The sequence below is a fragment of the Mesorhizobium sp. L103C119B0 genome, from assembly GCF_000502235.1.
Classification (GTDB): domain Bacteria; phylum Pseudomonadota; class Alphaproteobacteria; order Rhizobiales; family Rhizobiaceae; genus Mesorhizobium.
The window spans coordinates 55,646-74,939 of record NZ_AYXE01000024.1; the positions used below are offsets into that span (position 1 = coordinate 55,646).

At 63.2% G+C, this 19,294-nt stretch carries 17 protein-coding genes; 14 read left to right on the top strand and 3 right to left on the bottom strand.

Annotation, left to right across the window (positions count from 1 at the left end; all coding sequences use genetic code 11):
• Window positions 1–375: 375 nt before the first annotated feature.
• From hemE to mnmE, 5 genes are all read left to right on the top strand, one after another.
• Complete coding sequence (gene hemE / locus X728_RS139000) at window positions 376–1,407, top strand: uroporphyrinogen decarboxylase (protein WP_023832973.1); 1,032 nt, start codon at window positions 376–378, stop codon at window positions 1,405–1,407.
• On the top strand, window positions 1,407–1,949 hold the full coding sequence (gene hemJ / locus X728_RS138995; protein ID WP_023832974.1) for a protoporphyrinogen oxidase HemJ: 543 nt from the start codon (window positions 1,407–1,409) through the stop codon (window positions 1,947–1,949). Before hemE ends, hemJ begins: the two co-directional genes overlap by 1 nt.
• Window positions 1,950–2,112: 163 nt before the next feature.
• Window positions 2,113–3,378 carry a transcription termination factor Rho gene (gene rho / locus X728_RS138990; protein ID WP_023672113.1) on the top strand — a complete coding sequence of 422 codons (1,266 nt, stop codon included), beginning with the start codon at window positions 2,113–2,115 and terminating at the stop codon, window positions 3,376–3,378.
• Between the two features lie 170 nt (window positions 3,379–3,548).
• On the top strand, window positions 3,549–4,475 hold the full coding sequence (locus X728_RS138985; protein WP_023832975.1) for an EamA family transporter: 927 nt from the start codon (window positions 3,549–3,551) through the stop codon (window positions 4,473–4,475).
• A gap of 465 nt (window positions 4,476–4,940) precedes the next feature.
• Window positions 4,941–6,263 carry a tRNA uridine-5-carboxymethylaminomethyl(34) synthesis GTPase MnmE gene (mnmE, locus tag X728_RS138980; protein WP_023832976.1) on the top strand — a complete coding sequence of 441 codons (1,323 nt, stop codon included), beginning with the start codon at window positions 4,941–4,943 and terminating at the stop codon, window positions 6,261–6,263.
• A 128-nt stretch (window positions 6,264–6,391) separates the two neighbouring features.
• On the opposite strand, the gene X728_RS1000000170635 is transcribed toward mnmE, so the two are convergent.
• Entirely contained in the window at window positions 6,392–6,601 is a 210-nt protein-coding gene (locus X728_RS1000000170635; protein WP_155924039.1) for a hypothetical protein, read from the bottom strand.
• Between the two features lie 91 nt (window positions 6,602–6,692).
• Here X728_RS1000000170635 and mnmG point away from each other — a divergent pair, with 91 nt between their 5' ends.
• The 4 genes from mnmG to X728_RS138960 all read left to right on the top strand — a co-directional run bounded on the left by mnmG (window position 6,693) and on the right by X728_RS138960 (window position 11,011).
• The gene (gene mnmG / locus X728_RS138975) at window positions 6,693–8,567 is read left to right on the top strand and encodes a tRNA uridine-5-carboxymethylaminomethyl(34) synthesis enzyme MnmG (protein WP_023832977.1); all 1,875 of its coding nucleotides are present in this window, start codon (window positions 6,693–6,695) and stop codon (window positions 8,565–8,567) included.
• Window positions 8,564–9,196, top strand: coding sequence for a 16S rRNA (guanine(527)-N(7))-methyltransferase RsmG (rsmG, locus tag X728_RS138970; protein WP_023708807.1), 633 nt, complete (start codon window positions 8,564–8,566; stop codon window positions 9,194–9,196). The genes mnmG and rsmG overlap by 4 nt, the downstream gene beginning before the upstream one ends.
• A 65-nt stretch (window positions 9,197–9,261) precedes the next feature.
• Window positions 9,262–10,059, top strand: a complete 798-nt coding sequence (locus X728_RS138965; protein WP_023692913.1) for a ParA family protein — start codon at window positions 9,262–9,264, stop codon at window positions 10,057–10,059.
• A 61-nt stretch (window positions 10,060–10,120) separates the two neighbouring features.
• Window positions 10,121–11,011: a ParB/RepB/Spo0J family partition protein gene (locus tag X728_RS138960; protein WP_023832978.1), complete on the top strand. Its 891-nt coding sequence runs from the start codon at window positions 10,121–10,123 to the stop codon at window positions 11,009–11,011.
• 271 nt (window positions 11,012–11,282) lie between these two features.
• On the opposite strand, the gene holA is transcribed toward X728_RS138960, so the two are convergent.
• Window positions 11,283–12,326, bottom strand: coding sequence for a DNA polymerase III subunit delta (gene holA, locus X728_RS138955; protein WP_023750940.1), 1,044 nt, complete (start codon window positions 12,324–12,326; stop codon window positions 11,283–11,285).
• Window positions 12,327–12,781: 455 nt separating this feature from the next.
• On the opposite strand from holA, the gene X728_RS138950 reads away from it, so the two are divergent.
• The 5 genes from X728_RS138950 to X728_RS138930 all read left to right on the top strand — a co-directional run bounded on the left by X728_RS138950 (window position 12,782) and on the right by X728_RS138930 (window position 19,059).
• Window positions 12,782–14,014, top strand: a complete 1,233-nt coding sequence (locus X728_RS138950) for a 3-methyl-2-oxobutanoate dehydrogenase (2-methylpropanoyl-transferring) subunit alpha (RefSeq protein ID WP_023706775.1) — start codon at window positions 12,782–12,784, stop codon at window positions 14,012–14,014.
• Window positions 14,015–14,016: 2 nt separating this feature from the next.
• Window positions 14,017–15,030 (top strand): alpha-ketoacid dehydrogenase subunit beta, encoded by a 1,014-nt coding sequence (locus tag X728_RS138945; protein WP_023687603.1) that lies wholly within the window; start codon window positions 14,017–14,019, stop codon window positions 15,028–15,030.
• Between the two features lie 2 nt (window positions 15,031–15,032).
• Entirely contained in the window at window positions 15,033–16,436 is a 1,404-nt protein-coding gene (locus X728_RS138940; RefSeq protein WP_023832979.1) for a dihydrolipoamide acetyltransferase family protein, read from the top strand.
• 235 nt (window positions 16,437–16,671) lie between these two features.
• On the top strand, window positions 16,672–18,060 hold the full coding sequence (gene lpdA, locus X728_RS138935) for a dihydrolipoyl dehydrogenase (RefSeq protein WP_023832980.1): 1,389 nt from the start codon (window positions 16,672–16,674) through the stop codon (window positions 18,058–18,060).
• A gap of 135 nt (window positions 18,061–18,195) precedes the next feature.
• The gene (locus tag X728_RS138930) at window positions 18,196–19,059 is read left to right on the top strand and encodes a glycosyltransferase (protein ID WP_023832981.1); all 864 of its coding nucleotides are present in this window, start codon (window positions 18,196–18,198) and stop codon (window positions 19,057–19,059) included.
• A gap of 35 nt (window positions 19,060–19,094) precedes the next feature.
• Here X728_RS138930 and X728_RS1000000171230 read toward each other — a convergent pair.
• On the bottom strand, window positions 19,095–19,294 hold a 200-nt coding region (locus X728_RS1000000171230), incomplete at its 5' end, for a hypothetical protein (protein WP_210164490.1).

Below are 19,294 nucleotides of genomic sequence, written 5' to 3' on the forward strand. Positions count from 1 at the left end.
GTGTGGATAAACCGGGGCCGCAAAGGCGACCGGCTGGAGGCGACTGTATCAGAAGGACACTTGTCCACAATTCGATGCGCTGTCAGCTTCACTGTGCGGTTGGGGACAAATCTGGGGACGGGCGTTTTTGCCAGCGCTTCATCCACAGAGGCGGTTTTTCAGCGGCTACGCCAAACCATTGACTCCAGTGATGGAATCCTGGTCATCCACACTCTTTGACAATCCCGCGGAAGAAACACGCGACAAAATGCTGGCTGGCCTTTTCCAGGGCAAAGCGGGACAGGTGACAACCACCGATACCAACAGACTCTTAGAATCAGAAAATTCTATAAATAGACTATTTAATTATAGAGAAGGCAGGGAAGAGAGCGCTCAATGCCCGAGAACCGCATCGTGCTGGACGTGCTGAGAGGCGAGGCAGTGTTTCCGCCGCCGCTCTGGATGATGCGCCAGGCCGGGCGCTATTTGCCGGAGTACCGCGAGACCAGAAAGCGCGCCGGGTCCTTTCTCGATCTTTGCTACAATCCTGATCTGGCTGTCGAAGTGACGCTGCAGCCGATCGAGCGCTTCGGCTTCGATGCCTCGATCCTGTTCTCTGACATTCTGGTCGTGCCGCATGCGCTGGGACGCGATGTCCGCTTCGAGGAGGGCCGCGGGCCGCTGCTGACGCCAATCACTGCAGCTGAGATTTCGGCTCTCAACAGTGAAACGTTTCACGTGAATCTCGAACCGGTCTACGAAACGGTTCGCCGGCTGCGGGCAAGATTGCCTGACGAGACCACGCTGATCGGCTTCTGCGGCGCGCCGTGGACGGTGGCGACCTACATGATCGCTGGCCACGGCACACCCGACCAAGCGCCGGCGCGGCTGTTTGCCTATCGCGAACCGACGGCCTTCAAGCATCTCCTGAAAGTGCTCGCCGATCACTCCGCGGCCTATTTGATCCGCCAGATCGAAGCCGGTGCCGACGTGGTGCAGATTTTCGATTCCTGGTCCGGCGTGCTTGATGATGCGTCTTTCGAGCAGTTCTGCGTGCAACCGGTGGCGGAGATCGTCAGGCAAGTTCGTGCGGTTCATCGCGATGTTCCGATCATAGGCTTTCCCAAGGGCGCCGGCGCCCGCTACGAGACCTATCGTGAGAAGACCGGGGTGACGGGGCTGGGGATCGACTGGACCGTGCCCCTGTCGGCTGCGAACGAACTGCAGCATTCAGGGGCGGTCCAGGGCAATCTCGATCCCTTGCGGCTCGTGGCTGGCGGCCAAGCCCTGTCGGACGGCGTCGATGCGATCCTCAAGGCGCTGGGTGACGGACCGCTGATCTTCAATCTCGGCCATGGCATTACGCCGGAGACGCCGGTGGCGCATGTCGAGGCGATGGTGAAGCAGGTGCGGAGCGCGACACGCTGATGGCTCAATCGGATAATACGGGCGGCAACAGCACTCGCGGGGCGATGATGCGCATGACCATCGGCATCGGAGTGCTGGTTGTTCTCACCGCACTTTTGTTTTTCTTTGCGCCTGAGGGTTTCTATCCCTGGGCGAAGGCAATCCATATCCTGGCCGTCATCTCCTGGATGGCCGGCATGCTCTATCTGCCGCGATTGCTGGTCTACCACGCCGACGCAGAGAAGGGGTCCGTCCAATCGGAGACCTTCAAGGTGATGGAGCGGCGTCTGCTGCGCGGCATCATCAATCCGGCGATGATCGTCACCTGGGTGTTCGGGCTTTGGCTTGCCTGGAAAGTGTTTGGCTTTCACGGCGGCTGGCTGCACGCCAAGATGGGCTTGGTGCTGTTGCTGTCGGGCGTGCATGGCTATCTGGCCGGTGCTGTCAGGAAATTCGCCGAGGACCGCAATGAAAAACCGGCGCGGCACTGGCGAATCGTCAACGAGATCCCCACATTGCTGATGGTCGCCATCGTCATCCTGGTTGTCGTCAAGCCGTTCTAGGCCCATTTCGGTCGACAAAACGCAGCTTGCTCTTTCCCCCGACCGACGATAAAAGACGGGTCTTCCTTCCCGTCATGCGCCGCCCTTGATTGCTTTCGGCCGCGCCCGGCATTTATCGCATCCAGCCGATATATTTTCCCCAAAGCAGATTCAGAGTCCGTCTATGCAAGAAATGAAACTCGCAGAGTTCAAGAACAAGAAGCCGCCAGAGCTGATCGCCTATGCCGAATCGCTCGAAGTGGAAAACGCCAGCGTCATGCGCAAGCAGGAACTGATGTTTGCCATCCTGAAGAAACTGGCCGCCCAGGACGTCGAGATCATCGGCGATGGTGTGGTCGAGTTGTTGCAGGACGGTTTCGGCTTCCTGCGCTCAGCCAACGCCAATTATCTGCCGGGTCCCGACGATATCTACATCTCGCCCTCGCAGATCCGCCGCTTCTCCTTGAAGACCGGCGATACCGTCGAAGGGCCGATCCGCAGCCCAAAAGAGGGCGAGCGCTATTTCGCCCTTCTCAAGGTCAACACGATCAATTTCGACGATCCCGAAAAGATCCGTCACAAGATCCATTTCGACAATCTGACGCCGCTCTATCCGACCAAGCGGCTGAAGATGGAGATCGACAATCCGACCGGCAAGGACATCTCGTCGCGGGTGATCGACCTGGTGGCGCCGATCGGCAAGGGACAGCGCGCGCTCATCAACGCGCAGCCGCGTACCGGTAAAACGGTGCTGATGCAGAATATCGCCCACTCGATCACGGCCAATCATCCGGAATGCTATCTGATCGTACTTCTGATCGACGAACGGCCAGAAGAAGTGACCGACATGCAGCGTTCGGTGAAGGGCGAGGTCGTGTCCTCGACCTTTGACGAACCGGCGGTGCGCCACGTCCAGGTCGCCGAAATGGTCATCGAAAAGGCCAAGCGCCTGGTCGAGCATGGCCGCGACGTCGTTATTCTGCTCGATTCGATCACCCGCCTCGGCCGTGCCTACAACACCGTTGTGCCGTCCTCCGGCAAGGTGCTGACCGGCGGTGTCGACGCCAACGCGCTGCAGCGGCCGAAGCGCTTCTTCGGCGCGGCCCGCAACATCGAGGAAGGCGGCTCGCTGACGATCATCGCCACCGCGCTGATCGACACCGGCAGCCGCATGGACGAAGTCATCTTCGAAGAGTTCAAGGGCACCGGCAACTGCGAAATCCAGCTCGACCGCAAGGTCGCCGACAAGCGCATCTACCCGGCCATGGACATTTTGAAGTCAGGCACCCGCAAGGAGGACCTGCTGGTCTCCAAGCAGGATCTGCAGAAGATCTTCGTCCTGCGCCGCATCCTGGCGCCGATGGGAACCACCGACGCGATCGAGTTCCTGATAGACAAGCTGAAGCAGACCAAGACCAACGCCGATTTCTTCGATTCAATGAACACGTAAGCAGTTTCACCGGATCATCGGTCATGCATGAAACCCCGTTCCGGGAAACCGGGACGGGGTTTTTCATTGCGGGGGCAAACAGGTCGCATTTCCGACAGGGCGTGGCCTTGGGCGGCAATTTCCATAGCTGTCGTCATGCGAGTAATCGCGTCTCGAAGATCGGAGGCCGCATGAAGAAAACAATCCCGACCCTGATCGGCTTCTCGGCCATTCTGACATGGTCGTTCCTGGCGCTGCTTTCGACTGCGGCTGGACCGATTCCGCCCTTTCAGCTGGCGGCGATGACGTTTCTGCTTGGCGGCTTGGCCGGCGCGTCGAGCTGGCTTGTCCGTCCGGCGGCGACCAAGTCGCTGCGCCAGCCGTGGCAGGTCTGGGCGCTCGGCACAGCGGGGCTGTGCATCTATCACTGCGCCTATTTCTTCGCCATCCAGTCGGCGCCGCCGGTCGAGGTCAGCCTGATCGCCTATCTCTGGCCGTTGCTGATCGTCGTCTTTGCCGCCTTCCTGCCTGGAGAAAAGCTTAGGGCCCATCACATCGCCGGCGTCGTGCTCGGCCTTGCCGGCGCCATTGTGGTGATCACCAAGGGCGGCACGATCGGACTGGCCAATGGTGTGATGAAGGGGCATGTCGTCGCGCTGTTCTGCGCTTTCATCTGGGCCGGCTATTCGGTTTTATCGCGCCGCTTTGGCAAGGTGCCGACCGATGTCGTCGCCGGTTACTGCTTCATCACGGCTGCGGTCGCCTTGGTGCTGCACCTGACGCTTGAGGCTACCGTCTGGCCACAGACGGCGACGCAGTGGAGCGCCATCGTCATCTTGGGCCTAATACCGCTAGGCGCCGGCTTTTACGCCTGGGATTATGGCTGCAAGCACGGCGACATCATGATCCTCGGCGCCCTCTCCTACGCGGCGCCCCTCTTCTCGGTCATCGTGCTTCTGCTGGCAGGCTTTGGTGTGTTTCACTGGTCGGTGGCTGTTGCTTGCATCCTGATCACGGTCGGAGCGGTGGTCGCGGCCAAGGATTTGCTGTTCGGGCCGCGGCCGCCATCCATTGATGTGAAGCCGCTTCCTTCGGCGTTGGACGGAAACACGGGTTGAGCTACCGGCGTCGCAGCAGCGGCTCGGTTCCTACGGATCCGTCGCCACCGGCATGATAGCGGTGCATAGCCCCGGTCTGCCGTCGGCGGCCGGATGCCACTGGCCAATGTTAAGTCGATTCGCATTCGTTCCAATCGGGCGACGATCGGCGTGACGCGGGTCGGGATTTCCGATTCGCAACCGGAACGAGGCTTTCCCCATGGGGAAATGGGCTCCAGCTTCACGGTTCCGGACCAGGAACAGGCGTTAACGATGCCTGGCCAGCCGTAGGGCTTGCTGGCCCGCCCAGAACTGCTTGGCGTCGGGATTAGGACCCGCCTGCTCGCACATGGATGACAAGGCGGCTATACAGATTTGGTATCCGGTCGCTCTCGCGATCGACCTTGATATTGACGGACAGCCGGTTCATGACGGCCGCGACACTGTGGGATTGTTGACACCTAGGCGACCGGTGAGAACGGGCAAATGATTTCGGGCGATTCGATCGTTGCGCTGTCCAGCGGGCGCCTGCCCGCCGGCATCGCTGTCATCCGCATTTCCGGACCGAGGACTCGATTCGTTGTCGAAACGGTGGCTGGTGGCACGGTCAAGGACCGGTGTGCGACACTGCGCAAGCTCCGAACGGTGAACGGATCGCTTATCGACAACGGCCTGGTGCTGTTTTTTCCTGGGCCGAACAGTTTTACCGGCGAGGATGTCGCCGAGTTCCACGTCCATGGCGGCCGCGCCGTCGCCGGCAAGATGCTGGAGATCGTCGCCGGCTTTGACGGCCTGCGTCATGCGGAGCCTGGGGAATTTACGCGCCGGGCTCTTCTCAACGGCAAGCTGGATCTGGTCGAGACGGAGGCGTTGGCCGATCTGGTCAACGCCGAAACCGAAGCGCAGCGGCGCTTTGCCGTGCAGAATGCGGAAGGAGTGCAAAGCGAACTCTATCTTGGCTGGCGCCATCGCCTGATCCATGCACGGGCCATGATCGAGGCGGAAATCGACTTCGCCGACGAAGACGACGTGCCCGGTTCCGTTTCGGACACGGTTTGGTCCGATGTGCGCGCAATGGTGGGGGAGATCGGCCGGCATGTCGATGGCTTCCATGCCGCCGAGATCATCCGTGACGGGTTTGAGGTTGTCATCCTCGGTGCACCGAACGCCGGCAAATCCAGCCTGTTTAACGCGCTGGCCAGGCGTGAGGCGGCGATTGTTACCGACGAGCCCGGCACGACGCGGGACTTGCTCGAAGTGGTGCTGGATGTCCACGGAGTGCGGGTCAGGGTAACCGACACCGCGGGCCTGCGCGAGGCGCCCGGCAAGATCGAAGCGATCGGTATCGAAAAGGCGCGGGCCAAGGCGCACACGGCTGACCTGGTGCTGTTGCTGGAAGATCTGGCGGACCCGAGTGCGATCGGCAACATGCCTGTCGAGGCCCCGGCTTTGAGAATCGGCACCAAGGTCGATCTCTTGAAAGGTTCGCCGCGATTGGAGGCGTATGATGCGTTGATCTCGACGGTGGACGGCACTGGGTTGGCGGAACTCCTGGCCGAGATCGGCAGGCGCGCCGCGGCTGCTATCGGCGATGCCGGTGACATCCTGCCGTCTCGGTTGCGGCATGTGGAGCTGCTCAATGAGACCAGGCGCTTTCTGATCTCGGCTTTGTCGGGGCAAGAGCGCGGCCAGGAGCTGCGGGCGGAGGAGCTGCGTCTTGCGGCGGACCGGCTCGGCCGGATTGTCGGCGCGGTGGATGTCGAGGACCTGCTGGACGTAATCTTTTCGCAGTTTTGCATTGGAAAGTGACTCACGTGAAACAGGGGGCGCGCTGTGTGAGTGACTCACGTGAAACACAGGGGGCCGCCCTAGTGCGTGTTTCACGTGAAATGAGGAGTTTGGCAAAAACGGCAAGTGCCGAAGGCCGGCCCCGCCCCTCATTGTCCTCCCGGGCATTTCTCACGTGCAGTGACGGGGAGAAAGATACTGTTATCCGCGATTTCGCCCACCACCGAAGCGCGCCAGCGCTTGAGCTCCTCCTTGTTCACCGGGAGAAGATGCCGGCAGGCAGATGAGGGGCAGCGCCAGCCGAGGTAATTGTCGCCGCTTCCCTGACTCACGTGAAACACCTCTGCGGCTTTCAGCACTCCGTTCCCCGTGAACGAATCAACCTGCAATCCTTGACAGCGTCCTCTCGTGGGGACATGTGTCGGGAAATCTCTGAATCTGGAAGGGACAATGATCGATCACTATGATGTGGTTGTGGTGGGCGGTGGCCATGCCGGGTGCGAGGCTGCGAGCGCTGCCGCGCGCGCCGGTGCCAGGACCGCGCTGATCACGCTGAGCTTCGACACGATCGGTGTCATGTCCTGCAATCCGGCGATCGGCGGCCTCGGGAAGGGCCATCTGGTGCGTGAGATCGACGCCATGGACGGGCTGATGGGCCGCATCGCCGATGCTGCCGGCATCCAATTCCGCCTGCTTAACCGCCGCAAAGGCCCAGCCGTGCGCGGGCCGCGCACCCAGGCTGACCGCAAGCTTTACCGGCTGGCCATGCAGGAAGCGATTCGGCAGCAGAACGATCTCGACGTCGTCGAAGGCGAAGTCTTGGATTTCGAGATCGAAGAAGGACGGATCGCCGCTGTGCTCCTGGCCGACGGGCGCCGGTTGGCGTGCGGTGCAGTCGTCCTAACCACCGGCACTTTTCTTCGCGGCCTCATCCACATTGGCGACAGGAAGATTGTCGCCGGGCGGATGAACGAGCAGGCGAGCCTTGGCCTGTCGGCGACGATGAGCCGCGCCGGTTTCGCGCTTGGACGGCTGAAGACCGGCACGCCGCCGCGGCTCGATGGCCGCACCATCGACTGGGCGTCGCTGGAAAGCCAGGCGGCCGACGAACATCCAGTACCGTTCTCGCTGCTCACCGACACAATCAAGAATCCGCAAATCCATTGCGGCATCACGCGTACGACGCCGGCGACGCACGCGCTGATCCGCGCCAATCTCGGCCGCTCCGCCATGTATTCCGGCTCGATCGAAGGCGTAGGTCCACGTTACTGCCCGTCGATCGAAGATAAGATCGTCAAGTTCGGCGATCGAGAAGGTCATCAGATATTCCTGGAGCCGGAAGGGCTGGACGATGACACCGTCTACCCCAATGGCATCTCGACCTCCCTGCCCGAGGATGTGCAACTCGACATTCTCAAAACTATACCCGGGCTAGAGCGGGCGACCATGCTGCAGCCCGGCTACGCTATCGAATACGACCATGTCGATCCGCGCGAGTTGGAGCCGACGCTTGAGGCCAAACGTATTGCGGGGCTTTTCCTCGCCGGTCAGATCAACGGCACCACCGGTTATGAAGAAGCCGGAGCGCAGGGCCTGCTCGCCGGGCTGAACGCCGCGCGTAAGGCGGCAGCCGACGACCAAATCGTGCTCAGCCGCACCGAAGCCTATATCGGAGTGATGGTCGACGACCTCACCAGCCGCGGCATTGCCGAGCCCTACCGCATGTTCACTTCGCGGGCGGAGTTTCGCCTATCGCTGCGCGCCGACAATGCCGATGAAAGGCTTACGCCTCTGGCAAATCGGCTTGGTATCGTGTCGCCGGAGCGGACGCAGCGGTTCAATGAAGTCACACAGGATCTAGATAGGGCGCGCGAACTCGCAGTTGCGACGACGATGACGCCCAACGAAGCGGCGCGGCATGGGCTGGAGATCAACAGGGACGGCGTGCGCCGCTCCGCTTATGAATTGCTCGCTCATCCCGGCGTCGATATAGCCTGGCTGGCCCGTGTTGCGCCGGCCTTTGGCGCAATCAACGTCAAGACCGCTGAGCGGCTCGAAACGGAAGCGAAATATTCGGTTTACCTTGATCGCCAGCAGGCGGATGTCGGACAGATCCGCCGCGAGGAAAGCCGGTTGATCCCGGCGTCGGTGGATTTCGCCGATGTTCCCGGCCTGTCCAATGAGCTGAAGCAGAAGATGCTAACGCGTCAGCCCCGTTCGATCGCTGACGCGCAGCGTATGGAAGGCATGACGCCGGCGGCGCTGGCAATCATCGTCGCGCACGTCCGCAACGCCGAATCGGCCGCGCTAAGGGCCGTTGCGTGAGCGCTGCCTCATGGGCGAGCCTACAAGAGGCCGCGGGACCGGTTTCACGTGAAACATTCGATCGGTTGGTGACGTTCGAACAGTTGTTCCTGAAATGGAACCGCAGCATCAATCTGGCCGCGCCGTCGACGCTGGACGATGTCTGGGGCCGCCATATTCTGGACAGCGCGCAGCTGGCCCGAATCGCCCCCCAGGCCAAACGCTGGGCCGATCTCGGTTCAGGCGGCGGTTTTCCGGGCCTGGTAATGGCCTTCTTGCTGGGCGAGCGCGACGGCGCGTCGATCGATCTGGTCGAGAGCAACCGCAAGAAAGCATCGTTTTTGCAGGCGGTCATTGGCCAGTTCGGTTTGCCGGCACGGGTCGTCGCCCGGCGCATCGACGACAGCTATGCGCTTGTTTCCGCACCGGAAATCATCACGGCGCGGGCGCTTGCCGCGCTGCCGGCGCTGCTTGACCTGTCGGCGCCGTGGCTGACCAAGGGATCGCGGGCGCTGTTCCACAAAGGCCGGGATTACCGCTCCGAGGTGGAAGAAAGCACTCACCGCTGGGCTTTCGATCTGGTAGAACATCCTAGCATGACCGACGCCCATGGCGTCATCCTCGAAGTGACCGATCTGCGGACGGCGTAAGCTCTCCTTCGCAACCTTGGCGACGCAATGAATACCTGGCCCACATGAATACCTGGCACAGACCCATGAAAACCGGACCTCGCACCATCACCGTCGCCAACCAGAAGGGCGGCGTCGGCAAGACCACGACCGCCATCAATCTGGCCACGGCGCTGGCCGCCATCGGCGAAAAGGTGCTGATCGTCGATCTCGATCCGCAAGGCAATGCCTCGACCGGTCTTGGCATCGACCGCAAGGACCGCACCGTCTCGTCCTACGATGTGCTGACCGGCGAACTGGGCCTGGAAGAGGCGGCCATTCCAACGGCGGTGCCCGGCCTGTCGATCGTGCCGTCGACGCTTGATCTGCTCGGCATCGAGATGGAAATCGCCTCGGCGCCGGATCGCGTGCTTAAGCTGCGCAACGCGCTGCGTGCCGCCACCGAGCGCGGTGCGCCGTTCGGCTATGTGCTGATCGACTGCCCGCCCTCGCTCAACCTTTTGACTTTGAATTCAATGGCGGCAGCCGATTCTGTTCTTGTGCCGCTGCAGTGCGAGTTCTTCGCGCTGGAAGGGCTAAGCCAACTCCTGGAAACGGTGGAGCAGGTGCGCCGTTCGATCAATCCGGACTTGATCATCCAGGGCATCGTGCTGACCATGTATGACGGCCGCAACAACCTCGCCAACCAGGTGGTGCAGGACGTGCGGGCACATATGGGCGACAAGGTCTACGAGACCATCATTCCTAGGAATGTGCGAGTGTCCGAGGCGCCCTCCTATGGCAAGCCGGCGATCCTCTATGACCTGAAATGCTCCGGCAGCCAAGCCTATCTGCAATTGGCATCCGAAGTGATCCGCCGCGAGCGAAAATTGCGCGCTGCATGATTAGGCAGGGTCGATAAACAAAGCCGATCGGCACCGAAACGATCAAGAATCTGGAATTGAGATGAGCGAAGACCTTTCGAGAAAGAGACTGGGGCGTGGACTGGCGGCGCTGATCGGGGAGATCGACCGCCCGGTGGCAGCGGCCGAAAAGCCAGGCCTGAATGCCGACGGCAAGGTGCCGATAGAGTTTCTGAGCCCGAACCCGAAAAACCCGCGCCGGCATTTCGGCGATGCCGATCTGACGGATCTCGCGCAATCGATCCGCGAACATGGCGTCGTGCAGCCGGTAGTGGCGCGGCCTTCGCCGACGCAGGCCGGGCGCTACGAGATCATCGCCGGCGAGCGCCGCTGGCGGGCGGCGCAGCGCGCCGGGCTGACCGAGATCCCGATCATCGTGCGCGACGTCAACGACCGCACGGCGCTGGAACTGGCGATCATAGAAAACGTCCAGCGCACCGATCTCAACCCGGTCGAGGAGGCGCTCGGCTACCAGCAGTTGATCGACGACCACGGCTACACCCAGGCCGACCTCGGCAATGTCATCGGCAAGAGCCGCAGCCACGTCGCCAACACGCTCAGGCTGTTGAAGCTGCCCGACGTGATCCGCGACATGCTGGTCGACGGCGTGCTGTCGGCCGGCCATGCCCGGACGCTGGTGACGGCGCAGGATCCAGCCGGGCTAGCCAAGCAGATCGTCGAAGAAGGGCTTTCGGTGCGCCATGCTGAGGCGCTGGCGCAGATGCCGGCGGGCGGCACGCCGCCCAAGGCAAAACCAGCACACGGCGCATCGGGCAAGGATGCCGACACGCTGGCGCTGGAAAGGCTGATGACCAACACGATCGGCATGATCGTGACCATCGAGCACAAGGGCAAAGGCGGCGCGATCCGCGTGGACTACCGCAGTCTGGAGCAGCTCGACGAGCTATGCCGGCGGTTGAAGGACGAGCGGTAGAGGGTTGGGGTTGCGCCATATTTAGCCGGCGAATGAAGTTCTGGCTTAGGATGAAGAAAGGGCTTGGCGGTTGCCGGCCCTTCTTTTATTGGCGATTGCCGAAGGGATCGAACTGCTGATCTCCCCCCTTGAGGGGGAGATGGCCGGCAGGCCAGAAGGGTCGTCTCCCATCAAGCGCCGACCTCGTTTGTCGTTGCGAAAGGCGCCAGCGCTCCACGCGCCGCGACCCCCTCTGTCGCCTTTGGCGACATCTCCCCCTCAAGGGGGGAGATCACCGCTGCGCCAGCCTCGCGCTCTCCACCGCAATGCCGAGCAGCGCCTGCCGCGCCAGCGCTTCCGACAAATCCGGCCTGCGCCTGGTCTGCAGCACGGCCGATTGCAGCCGGTTCAGCGCGCGGCTGAGCGCCTCGACGTTCCAGCGCTCCAGCGCCTTCTCCACCAGCTTGCGCCGCGAGAAAAACACCGGTGGACGGGCGCCGGCCACTGCCGAGGCGGCGTTGCGGCCGGCGGTGTCCATCTGGCCGCGCATGACCTGAAGCTGCTGCAGCTGCCGCATCGCCGAGGACAGTACCAGGAAAGGATGGCCGCCGGACAGGCAGTGGCGGGTGAAGGCGGTGTCGAAGTCACCGATCCTGCCCTCCAGCACAGCATCGACCGCGTCGTCGAAGGAGGCGCCGGAGACGTCGCCGGACATCGCCCTTACGTCGTCGAGGCTGATGTCCTTCTGGCCGTGGGCATAAAGCACCAGTTTTTCGATCTCACCGCGTGAGGCCAGCCGGTCGCCGCCGAGATTGCGGCGCAGCGCCTGGCGTGCGTCGAGCGCCATCGACATGCCGGCCTTGCGCAACTCGTCGTCGATGACGCTGTCGATGTCGCGCGCTTCATCGGCATAGCATGGCAGCGCCATGGCGTTGTCGGCCGCCTCGACCACGGCGCGCAGCCCGACGCCTTTTTTCAGGTCGCCGGCCTCGATGAGAATGATCGCGTCGCGCGCGGGCTCCGCGGTCAGCGCCTTGACGTCCTCAGCCAGCGGCTTCTGGCCGCTGGCGTTGCGCACCCACAGAAGCCGCCGGTCAGAGAACATCGGCACGGTCCGGGCTTCGTCCAGCAGCCGGCCCTGGTCGCGATCGACCTCCGCGCCATCGAGCCGGACGACTGAGAACGGATCGTCGAGCGACAGGCCGGTTTTCGCGGCAAAGGCTTTGGCCCGCTCGGCGACCAAGCCGCGGTCGGGTCCGTAAAGCAGGACGATCGATATGCGCGCGTCCGGCTTCGCCAGCCACGAATCGACTTCGTATCCTTTTTTCTGCGCCATTAGCGGTGGTTAGCATGGGGAGAGGGCGGAGTGAACGTTCTCCAGAGAGTTCGAGACCCTATTGCCTTCCTCTCCCTCCAGAGGGGGGAGAGGTGGCTCGGCGAAGCCGAGACGGAGTGGGGGAACCACCTGGCAANGTCGACCCCCACTCCGTCGAGCTTCGCTCGACACCTCTCCCCCGATCGACGGGGGAGAGGAAAGCGCCAGTTCGCCGACCTTGATGCGTTCATCTCTCCCGGAGGCCGTGAAGTGACTATCTGCTGGAAATCCTGCAAAACTTTGCGCCTAATTGCGCGCCGCTCCCCAACATCGACAAGAAATTTCGCCGACATATCTGCATCTTGCGGTCGCCTGCCGGCCGTGACGCCGTATGGGTTGCGGCGCCCCATGAATTGGCGCTGTGCCGGGCGCGCGGATGTGCAAATATCACCGCAGCAAATGGGAGGACCATGGTCATGACCGATGCTGGGATGTTGCGGTTTCATGTGCCGGAGCCGGAAGTGCGGCCGGGCGGAACGCCCGACTTCTCCAACGTGCCTATCCCCAAGGCGGGCTCGGTGCCGCGACCGGACATCGATGTCGATCCGCGCACCATCCGCGACATGGCGTTTTCGATCATCCGCGTGCTCAACCGCACCGGTGAGGCGGTCGGGCCGTGGGCCGGGCTGCTCACCGACGAGGAGCTGCTCGAGGGGTTGCGCCACATGATGACGCTGCGCAGCTTCGATGCGCGCATGCAGATGGCGCAGCGCCAGGGCAAGACTTCGTTCTACATGCAGCATCTGGGCGAAGAGGCGGTGAGCTGCGCTTTCCGCAAGGCGCTGATGCCGGGCGACATGAATTTCCCGACCTATCGGCAAGCCGGCCTGCTCATAGCCGACGGCTATCCGATGGTCACGATGATGAACCAGATCTATTCCAACGAGGCCGATCCGCTCAAAGGGCGGCAGCTGCCGATCATGTATTCGTCGAAGGAGCATGGCTTCTTCTCGATCTCCGGCAATCTGGCGACGCAATACATCCAGGCGGTCGGCTGGGCGATGGCTTCCGCTATCAGCAACGATTCGAAAATCGCGGCGGCGTGGATCGGCGACGGCTCGACGGCCGAATCCGATTTCCATTCCGCACTGGTGTTCGCCTCGACCTACAAGGCGCCGGTCATCCTCAACGTCGTCAACAACCAGTGGGCGATCTCGACGTTTCAAGGCATTGCGCGTGGCGGCTCCGGCACCTTTGCCGCGCGCGGCCTCGGCTTCGGCATTCCGGCGCTGCGCGTCGACGGCAATGATTATCTCGCCGTGCATGCCGTGGCCAAATGGGCGGCGGAGCGGGCGCGGCAGAATCTCGGGCCGACGCTGATCGAATATGTCACCTACCGTGCCGGCGCGCATTCGAGCTCGGACGATCCGTCGGCCTATCGGCCGAAGACGGAATCCGACGCCTGGCCGCTCGGCGATCCGGTGATGCGGCTGAAGAACCATCTGATCCAACGCGGCGTCTGGTCGGACGAGCGTCACGCCCAGGCCGAAGCGGAAATCCTCGAGACGGTGATCGCGGCGCAGAAGGAAGCTGAAGGCCACGGCACGCTGCATGCCGGCGGCAAGCCGTCGACGCGCGAGATGTTCGAGGGCGTGTTTGCCGAGATGCCGCCGCATCTCAGGCGCCAGCGCCAGCAGGCGGGAGTCTGACCATGCCGAGACGGACCATGATCGAGGCGATCCGCGACGCCATGGACGTGTCGATGGCGCGCGACGAACGCGTCATCGTCTATGGCGAGGATGTCGGCTTCTTCGGGGGTGTCTTCCGCTGCACGGCAGGCCTGCAAGCGAAGTACGGCAAGAGCCGCTGCTTCGATGCGCCGATCAACGAATCCGGCATTGTCGGCTCCGCCATCGGCATGGCCGCCTATGGGCTGAAGCCATGCGTGGAAATTCAGTTTGCCGACTACATGTACCCGGCTTACGACCAGCTGACGCAGGAAGCAGCACGCCTGCGCTACCGCTCGAACGGCGATTTCACCTGCCCGATCGTTGTCCGCATGCCGACCGGCGGCGGCATTTTTGGCGGCCAGACGCACAGCCAGAGCCCGGAAGCGCTGTTCACCCATGTGTCGGGGCTGAAGACGGTGGTGCCGTCCAATCCTCATGATGCCAAGGGCCTGCTGATCGCGGCGATCGAGGATCCCGATCCGGTGATTTTTCTGGAGCCGAAGCGGCTCTATAACGGACCGTTCGATGGCCATCACGACCGACCGGTGACGCCATGGTCGAAGCATGAACTGGGCGAGGTCGCCGACGGCCATTACACGGTGCCGCTCGGCAAGGCGGCGATCCGCCGGGCGGGCTCGGCCGTCACCGTGCTCGCCTACGGCACCATGGTCTATGTCGCGCAGGCGGCCGTGGAAGAAACCGGCATCGATGCCGAGATCATCGATTTGCGGACCCTGCTGCCGCTCGATCTCGACGCGATAGTCGCTTCGGTGAAGAAGACCGGACGCTGCGTCGTCGTGCACGAGGCGACACTGACCTCCGGCTTCGGCGCCGAGCTGTCGGCGCTGGTGCAGGAAAATTGTTTCTACCATCTGGAAGCGCCGGTGGCGCGCGTCACCGGTTGGGACACGCCCTACCCGCATGCGCAGGAATGGGATTATTTCCCGGGGCCGGCCCGTGTCGGCCGCGCGCTTCTCGAAACCATGGGAGCCTAGGGATGGGCGAACACATCATCAAGCTGCCCGATGTCGGCGAAGGCGTTGCCGAGGCGGAGCTGGTGGAATGGCACGTCAAGGTCGGCGACCTCGTGCGCGAGGACGCTTTGCTCGCCGCCGTGATGACCGACAAGGCGACGGTGGAAATACCTTCGCCGGTCGATGGCGAGATCCTGTGGCTGGGCGCCGAGATCGGCGACACGGTGGCGATCGGCTCGCCCATCGTGCGGCTGAAAGTGGCGGGGGAGGGCAATGTCGCCGAAGGCTCGAAATCGTCAGAGGTCACGGCGGCACCGACCCCCACCCCTGCCGGGGCGAGCCACGGGTCTCGCCCGTCCTCCGGACCCCCACAAGAGGGAGGCGTTTCGGCCACGAAATCCGACGCCAAGTCGCCATTACCTGCACCAGCAGCCAAAAGCGCACGGGCAGCTGAGACTGAATCCCCCTCCCCCTTGTGGGGAGGGGCTAAGGGTGGGGGTGCTGCGCCGACATCTAAAGGCGCGGCACCCTCCGGCGCGCCGCGCCCGGAGGGCGAAAAGCCCCTGGCGTCGCCCGCCATCCGGCTCAGGGCGAAGGAGGCGGGGATCGATCTGCGCCATGTGTCGGGTACCGGCCCTGCCGGCCGCATCAGCCACGAAGATATCGAGGCATTCCTGGCACGCGGACCGCAGGTAGCGAAGGCGTCGGGTCTGGCGCGCAATGACAGCGTCGAGGATATCAAGGTCATCGGACTGCGGCGCAAGATCGCCGAAAAAATGTCGCTGGCGAAGTCACGCATCCCGCACATCACCTATGTCGAGGAGATCGACGTCACAGCACTTGAGGAGTTGCGCGCGGCGCTCAACAAGGAAAAGCGCAAGGGTGTGGAGAGGCCGAAGCTGACGCTGCTGCCGTTCCTGATGCGGGCGATGGTCAAGGCGATTGCCGACCAGCCCAACATCAACGCGCTGTTCGACGACGAGGCCGGCATCATCCATCAGCATGGCGGCGTCCATATCGGCATTGCCGCGCAGACGCCGTCGGGCCTGGTGGTGCCGGTGGTCAAGCACGCCGAGGCGCGCGACCTCTGGGATTGCGCGGCCGAGCTCAACCGCCTGGCCGAAGCGGCGAAGTCCGGCACGGCCAGCCGCGACGAGCTGTCGGGATCGACCATCACCATCACCTCGCTCGGCGCCATGGGCGGCGTGGCGACGACGCCGGTCATCAATCATCCTGAGGTGGCGATCGTCGGCGTCAACAAGATGATGGTGCGGCCGGTCTGGGACGGCACCCAGTTCATCCCGCGCAAGATGATGAACCTGTCATCGAGCTTCGATCACCGGGTGGTCGACGGCTGGGATGCGGCGGTGTTTGTGCAGCGGATCAAGGCGCTGATTGAGACGCCAGCGCTGATATTTGTGGATTGAGGGGCGGAACGACCGAGATGACGGCGGGACAGCGCCCCCCTCTGCCTTACCAGGCATCTCCCCCACAAGGGGGGAGATTGGACGTCACGCAGGGTTTCGCCAATCTCCATCGTTGCAGGAATGAGCGAAGCGAAGAAGCTGCTGATCTCCCCCCTCGTGGGGGAGATGTCCGGCAGGACAGAGGGGGGCGCGAAGGATCGCGACGGAACATTCCCTCGCATCAAAGGGTCACGCCATGAAAGAAATCTCCTGCAAGCTGCTGGTCATCGGCGCCGGGCCCGGCGGCTACGTCTGCGCTATCCGTGCCGGCCAGCTCGGCATCGATACGGTGATCGTTGAAGCCGGCAAACCGGGCGGCACCTGTCTCAATGTCGGCTGCATCCCGTCCAAGGCGATGATCCATGCGGCGGAAGAGTTCGAGAAGGTCGCGCATATGGCCGGCGGCAGCAGTCCGCTCGGCATCTCGGTAGCAGCGCCCGTGCTCGATCTCGGCAAGACGGTTGCGTGGAAGGACGGCATTGTTAGCCGGCTGACCGGAGGCGTTGCCGGGCTACTGAAGAAGGCCAAGGTCAAGACCGTCCATGGCTGGGCGACGTTCCGCGATGGTAAGACCGTCGCGGTCGAGACCGAGACCGGCACGCAGATCATCCGCGCCGAGACCGTGGTGATCGCCACCGGCTCGGCGTCGGTCGAGCTGCCGTTCCTGCCGTTCGGCAGGCCGGTGATTTCGTCGACGGAGGCGCTGGCTCTCAGCGAAGTGCCGAAAAAGCTCGCCGTGGTCGGCGGCGGCTATATCGGATTGGAGCTCGGCATGGCCTTTGCCAAAATGGGCGCCGCGGTGACCGTGGTCGAGGCCTTGCCGCGCGTGCTGGCCCAGTATGATGCGGAACTGACCCGGCCGGTGGTGAAACGGCTCACCCAGCTCGGCATCGAGGTCATGGTCGGTGCGAACGCCAAGGGGGTCAAGGGCGACGCGCTGCTGGTCGAGACCGCGGACGGCAAGAGCGCCAGAATTGCCACCGACAAGATCCTGGTCACGGTCGGCCGCAAGCCGGTGACGGAGGGCTGGGGCCTTGATCAGATCGATCTCGACATGGCCGGCAAGTTCATCAAGATCGACGACCAGTGCCGCACCTCGATGCGCGGCATCTATGCCATTGGCGACGTCACCGGCGAGCCGATGCTGGCGCACCGGGCGATGGCGCAAGGCGAAATGGTGGCCGAGATCGTCGCCGGCCACAAGCGCAGCTGGGACAAGCGCTCGATCCCGGCCGTCTGCTTTACCGATCCGGAGCTGGTGACGGCAGGGCTAACGCCGGAGGAGGCGAAGGCGCTGGGCGAAATCAAGATCGGCCAGTTCCCCTTCGCCGCCAACGGCCGGGCGATGACGAAACTCGGCGAGGACGGGTTCGTCCGCGTCGTGGCGCGCGCGGACAACCATCTGGTGCTGGGCATCCAGGCGGTCGGGCAAGGCGTGTCGGAGCTGGCGGCGGCATTCGGCCTGGCGCTGGAAATGGGCGCGCGGCTGGAGGATATCGCCGGGACCGTCCATGCGCATCCGACGCAGGGCGAAGGCTTCCAGGAAGCGGCGCTGAAGGCGCTGGGCCACGCGCTGCATATTTGAAGTGCGCTTACCCTCCCCCTTGTGGGGAGGGTCGATCCNTCGCTCCGACTGCGAGCCGACCCTCCCCACAAGGGGGAGGGTGGCCGCCCAGCCGTCGGTTGTCGCAGATCAGCGGAATGTACTAAGTGTCGGTCCATGGACACCGGCCTGAAGAAATACATCGCCATACGCTACAACATCGCCGCTGGCTTCAAGCCAAGCCAGTGGGACGGAAAGGGCCGCGCCAATCTCGACCCGGTCTGGCTGGTCGAGCGCCTGGCGTTGTTCGACACCTATTGCGCGTCGTCGCTCGAAGGCCAGTCGCTGAAGGATTTTACCGTCCTTCTGGCGTTCGATGCCGATACGCACGAGAACTATATTCGCACCGTGTGCAGCTGCGTGGCCGGTGTCGACGTCAGGCCGATCCTTGTCGAGGCGGGCGAGGATTACAATGATCGCTTCAATGCCTTCGTCCAGGCCGATACCGATGCCGACTATGTTTCGCTCACGCGGCTCGACAGCGACGACGCGCTGGCGCCGACCTTCATGGAGCGCGTCGAGCACTACGCGCGCCGGGAGATCGAAAAGCGTGTGGTGGACCTGCAGCCGCTCATTGCCTTTCCGGACGGCCAGAATTTCGACACGGCAAGCGGACGCTACACGCACCACGACTATGTCACGTCGGCGTTCGGCACGCTGGTCGAAAGGAGATCGCCGGCGATGAGCGGCGTCTACAGCGAGCACCACGCAAAAATGGCGACGCGCTTCAACACCGTCGTGGCGGCATCGAAGGGCGCGCAATGGTGCATCGTCATCCATGACAACAACGCCGCCAACGTGTTGAGGGGGAAGCCGGTCTCGGGGCCCTCCTTTACGGTGGGCCGACCGGGTGTCGAACCCGAGGTGCCAGCGCGAAGGCAAAGCGCGCCACGACAGGCGACGCAGCCCCGCATGGCGCCGCGGACCGCAGGCAACTTCATCCGGTTTCTGCTCGGACGACCGATGGCTCTGCGGAAGTAGCGGGCGCTTTACCTCCCCCTTTGTGGGCATAGGCGCTAAGATAGCTTTGGCATGGACTGAAATTTGCGCTTTCGCGGTGGCTCACGCCAGCGATATCGCAAGGCATGGAGATTTTGACGCAGGGCCGCCAAGGAAGGTTGAGTAAAGATGGTCGCGATCAGAGAGGCGACGATCTGGCGGGTGGCGCGCCACAGCAGCGGGCGCCCGTCGCTCAAGGGGGAGAGACACCCAACTC